This window comes from Microbacterium sp. Bi128 (assembly GCF_918698205.1).
On the sequence record NZ_CAKKMM010000516.1, the window covers coordinates 1 to 3,324 of the forward strand.

Genomic DNA, 3,324 nt, shown 5'->3' on the forward strand with positions numbered 1-3,324 from the left:
GCTCGCCGCGGGCTACGCGATGTCGTTCGCCGCGGTCTCGAAGCACATCGGGGTGCTCGTCGCGGCCGGACTCGTCCGCAAGCGCGCCGACGGAAGGGAGCGGCTCGTGCAGGCCGACCCGAGTGCCATCGCGCGGGTGCAGCAGCTCCTCCGCTCCTACGAAGACCTCTGGCGTGGACGCATCGATCGCCTCGATGCGCTCCTCGCCGAAGACCCGGATGCCTCGGCATCCGGCATCCACCCTCCGAGCACGACCGCGAACTGACCAGATCAAGGAGTCCCTCATGCCCGTCACCTCCGTCGACACCGACACCGAGTCGCTCACCATGACCCTCGTCGCCGACTTCCCGGTCGGCCCCGAGCGGCTGTGGGCGGTGTTCACCGACCCGCGGCAGCTCGAGCGGGTGTGGGGCCCGCCCGGGTGGCCGTCGACCTTCGACCAGTTCGACTTCGCCCCCGGCGGTCGCGCGAAATACCGCATGACGTCGCCGACCGGCGAGAGCGCGAACGGCACCTGGGAGTTCCTCTCGATCGATCCGCCACGCGGATACGAGGTCATCGATTCGTTCGCCGACGACGACGGCGAACCGCTCGAGACGATGCCGGCGATGCGCATGGCGCTGACGTTCGAAGCGACGCCCGAGGGCTCGCGTCTCACGAGCGTGTCGCGCTTCGCCTCGGCCGAGGCACTCGAGCAGGTCGTGGCGATGGGCGTCGTCGAGGGCTCCACCCTCGCGATGAACCAGCTCGACATCGTCGTGCAGGACCTCCGGGAGTACGCGCAGGGCAAAGGCACGCAGCTCGAGGTGCTCAGCGACCACCACGTGCGCATCACGCGCCTCATCGACGGGCCGCGCGACCTGGTGTGGCGCGCGCACACCGACCCCGACCTCATGCGGCAGTGGCTGCTCGGGCCGGACGGCTGGCGGATGACCGAGTGCGAGATCGGCGACACCGCGGGCGCGACCTACCGCACGGCGTGGGCGCCCGAGCCCGGCACCGAGGGCGAGGCGTTCGGCTTCGACGGTGAGGTGCTGATGATCGACGCGCCGCGGCGGGTGGTGCAGACCGAGCACATGACCGGCACCGACTTCCCGTCCACGACGAACGACCTGTCCCTCTACGAAGAGGACGGCGCCACCCTGCTGACACTTCTGATCGAGTACCCGGATGCCGCGACCCGCGACATGGTTCTCGCGACGGGCATGATCGACGGCATGGAGACCAGCTACCAGCGCCTGGAGGGCGTGCTCGTCGGCTGAACGCCGAAGGCGGCGGGCCGGACGATCCGGCCCGCCGCCCCCGTTCCCACTCAGGTGCGGATGTAGCCGTTCGGGTTCAGCACGTACTTGCGCGGCGCGCCCTTGTCGAAGTCGGCGTAGCCCTGCGGAGCCTCGTCGAGACTGATCGGCGTCGCGTTGACCGCCTTCGCGATCTGCACCTTGTCGTGCAGGATCGCCATCATCAGCTGCCGGTTGTACTTCATCACCGGGCACTGGCCCGTCGTGAACGACAGCGACTTGGCCCAGCCGAGACCCAACCGCAGCGACAGCGAACCGACCTTGGCCGCCTCGTCGACACCGCCCGGGTCGCCCGTGACGTACAGACCCGGGATGCCGAGGGCACCACCGGCCGCCGTCACCTGGAACAGCGAGTTCAGCACCGTCGCGGGGGCTTCGTGTCCGGCGTCGGCCCCGTGGCCACGTGCCTCGAAGCCGACCGCGTCGACCGCGGCATCCACCTCGGGAACCCCGAGGATCTGCTCGATCTGCTCACCCGGATCACCCTTCGACACGTCGACGCTCGCGAATCCGAGGGAGCGCACCTGCGCGAGGCGCTCGGGGTTGAGGTCGCCGACGAGCACCGCGGCCGCACCCAGCAGTTGCGCGCCGACCGCCGCGGCGATGCCGACCGGGCCCGCGCCCGCGATGTACACCGTCGATCCCGGGCGGACGCCCGCCGAGTACGCGCCGTGGAAGCCGGTCGGGAAGATGTCGGAGAGCATCGTCAGGTCGAGGATCTTCTCCAGCGCCTGCTCGCGGTCGGGGAACACCAGCAGGTTCCAGTCCGCGTACGGCACGAGCACGTACTCGGCCTGCCCGCCGACCCAGCCACCCATGTCGACGTAGCCGTAGGCGCTCCCGGGGCGGTCGGGATTGACGTTCAGGCAGATGCCGGTCTTGCCCTCCTTGCAGTTGCGGCAGCGGCCGCAGGCGATGTTGAACGGCACCGAGACGATGTCGCCGACCTTGACGAACTCGACGTCGGGGCCGACCTCGACGACCTCACCGGTGATCTCATGGCCCAGCACGAGGCCGGCCGGGGCGGTGGTGCGACCGCGCACCATGTGCTGGTCGGATCCGCAGATGTTCGTCGACACCGTGCGCAGGATCGCTCCGTGCGGCACCTTGCGGCCGACGTTGGCCGGGTTGACCCCGGGTCCGTCCTTCAGCTCGAACTCCGGATAGTCGGTGTCGACGACCTCGACGACCCCGGGCTCCTTGTACGCGACTGCTCTGTTCCCTGACATCTTCGTCCTCTCCAGCCGGTCGCCCGACCGATCGTGTCGTGCAGGCAGGATCCGTAGACCCTCCGACACGGCGGCGATCTCGCGATCACGACGTCGTGACGGATGTCTTCACCCAAACCCCGGGCGCACGGTCGCGTCAATGCGTGTCGCGGTCGGCGCCGCAGTTGAGAAACGTTCTCTCACGAGGGGCGGGGGCCACGTCGCACGGCGGGGAGACTCCGGATGCCAGGGCCCGGGGCCATGGCATCCCTCCGTCGGTCAGGCGGCGGGGGCTGCCCGCCGCACGAGGACGCGGATCGCGTCTTCGACCTCGGGCGTGACCTCGAGCACCGCGTAGGACACCGGCCACATCGGGCCGTCGTCGAGTTGCGCGGACTCGTCGAAGCTCACCGTCCCGTAGCGGGTCTTGAACTTCGACGCCGGCTGGAAGAACACCACGACCTTGCCGTCCTTCGCGTACGCGGGGAATCCGTAGAACGTCTTGGGGTTCAGGTGCGGTGCCTCCTCGAGCACGATGACGTGCACGCGCTCCGCGATGGCCCGGTCGTCGCCCTCGAGCTTTTCGATCGCCTCGAGGCAGGCGTCATTCTCTTTCGCGAGCTTCGCCGCGCCCTTGAGGCCCTTCATGGCCTTGAGCTCTTCGGCGCGCTGCGTCATCGCCGCGCGTTCTTCGTCGCTGAATCCCGCTCCGCCTGCCGCCATGGCATCCGTCCTTCCGAAGGTCTGGGGGTCTGGGGGCAGGATAGCGCCGCTGTCGGCGCTGACACAGGGCCATGCGCGAGCGCGTGGGGCAG

4 protein-coding genes are annotated in these 3,324 nt (G+C 69.4%); 2 read left to right on the forward strand and 2 right to left on the reverse strand.

Translation table 11 applies throughout. From position 1 onward, the window contains the following. Positions 1-265, forward strand: a 265-nt coding sequence (locus LQV45_RS22125) for a helix-turn-helix transcriptional regulator (protein ID WP_230008842.1), incomplete at its 5' end; no start/stop codon positions are given. Positions 266-284: 19 nt separating this feature from the next. After that, the gene (locus LQV45_RS22130; RefSeq protein WP_230008843.1) at positions 285-1,262 is read left to right on the forward strand and encodes an SRPBCC family protein; all 978 of its coding nucleotides are present in this window, start codon (positions 285-287) and stop codon (positions 1,260-1,262) included. A gap of 50 nt (positions 1,263-1,312) precedes the next feature. On the opposite strand, the gene fdhA is transcribed toward LQV45_RS22130, so the two are convergent. Continuing rightward, on the reverse strand, positions 1,313-2,530 hold the full coding sequence (gene fdhA / locus LQV45_RS22135; protein WP_230008844.1) for a formaldehyde dehydrogenase, glutathione-independent: 1,218 nt from the start codon (positions 2,528-2,530) through the stop codon (positions 1,313-1,315). Between the two features lie 258 nt (positions 2,531-2,788). Beyond that, the gene (locus tag LQV45_RS22140) at positions 2,789-3,232 is read right to left on the reverse strand and encodes an iron chaperone (RefSeq protein WP_230008845.1); all 444 of its coding nucleotides are present in this window, start codon (positions 3,230-3,232) and stop codon (positions 2,789-2,791) included. Positions 3,233-3,324 lie beyond the last annotated feature (92 nt).

Coding starts and splice junctions, on each gene's coding strand:
- LQV45_RS22140 (WP_230008845.1), bottom strand. CDS start 3,232: ATGGCGGCAGGCGGAGCGGGATTCAGCGACGAAGAACGCGCGGCGATG.
- LQV45_RS22130 (WP_230008843.1), top strand. CDS start 285: ATGCCCGTCACCTCCGTCGACACCGACACCGAGTCGCTCACCATGACC.
- fdhA (WP_230008844.1), bottom strand. CDS start 2,530: ATGTCAGGGAACAGAGCAGTCGCGTACAAGGAGCCCGGGGTCGTCGAG.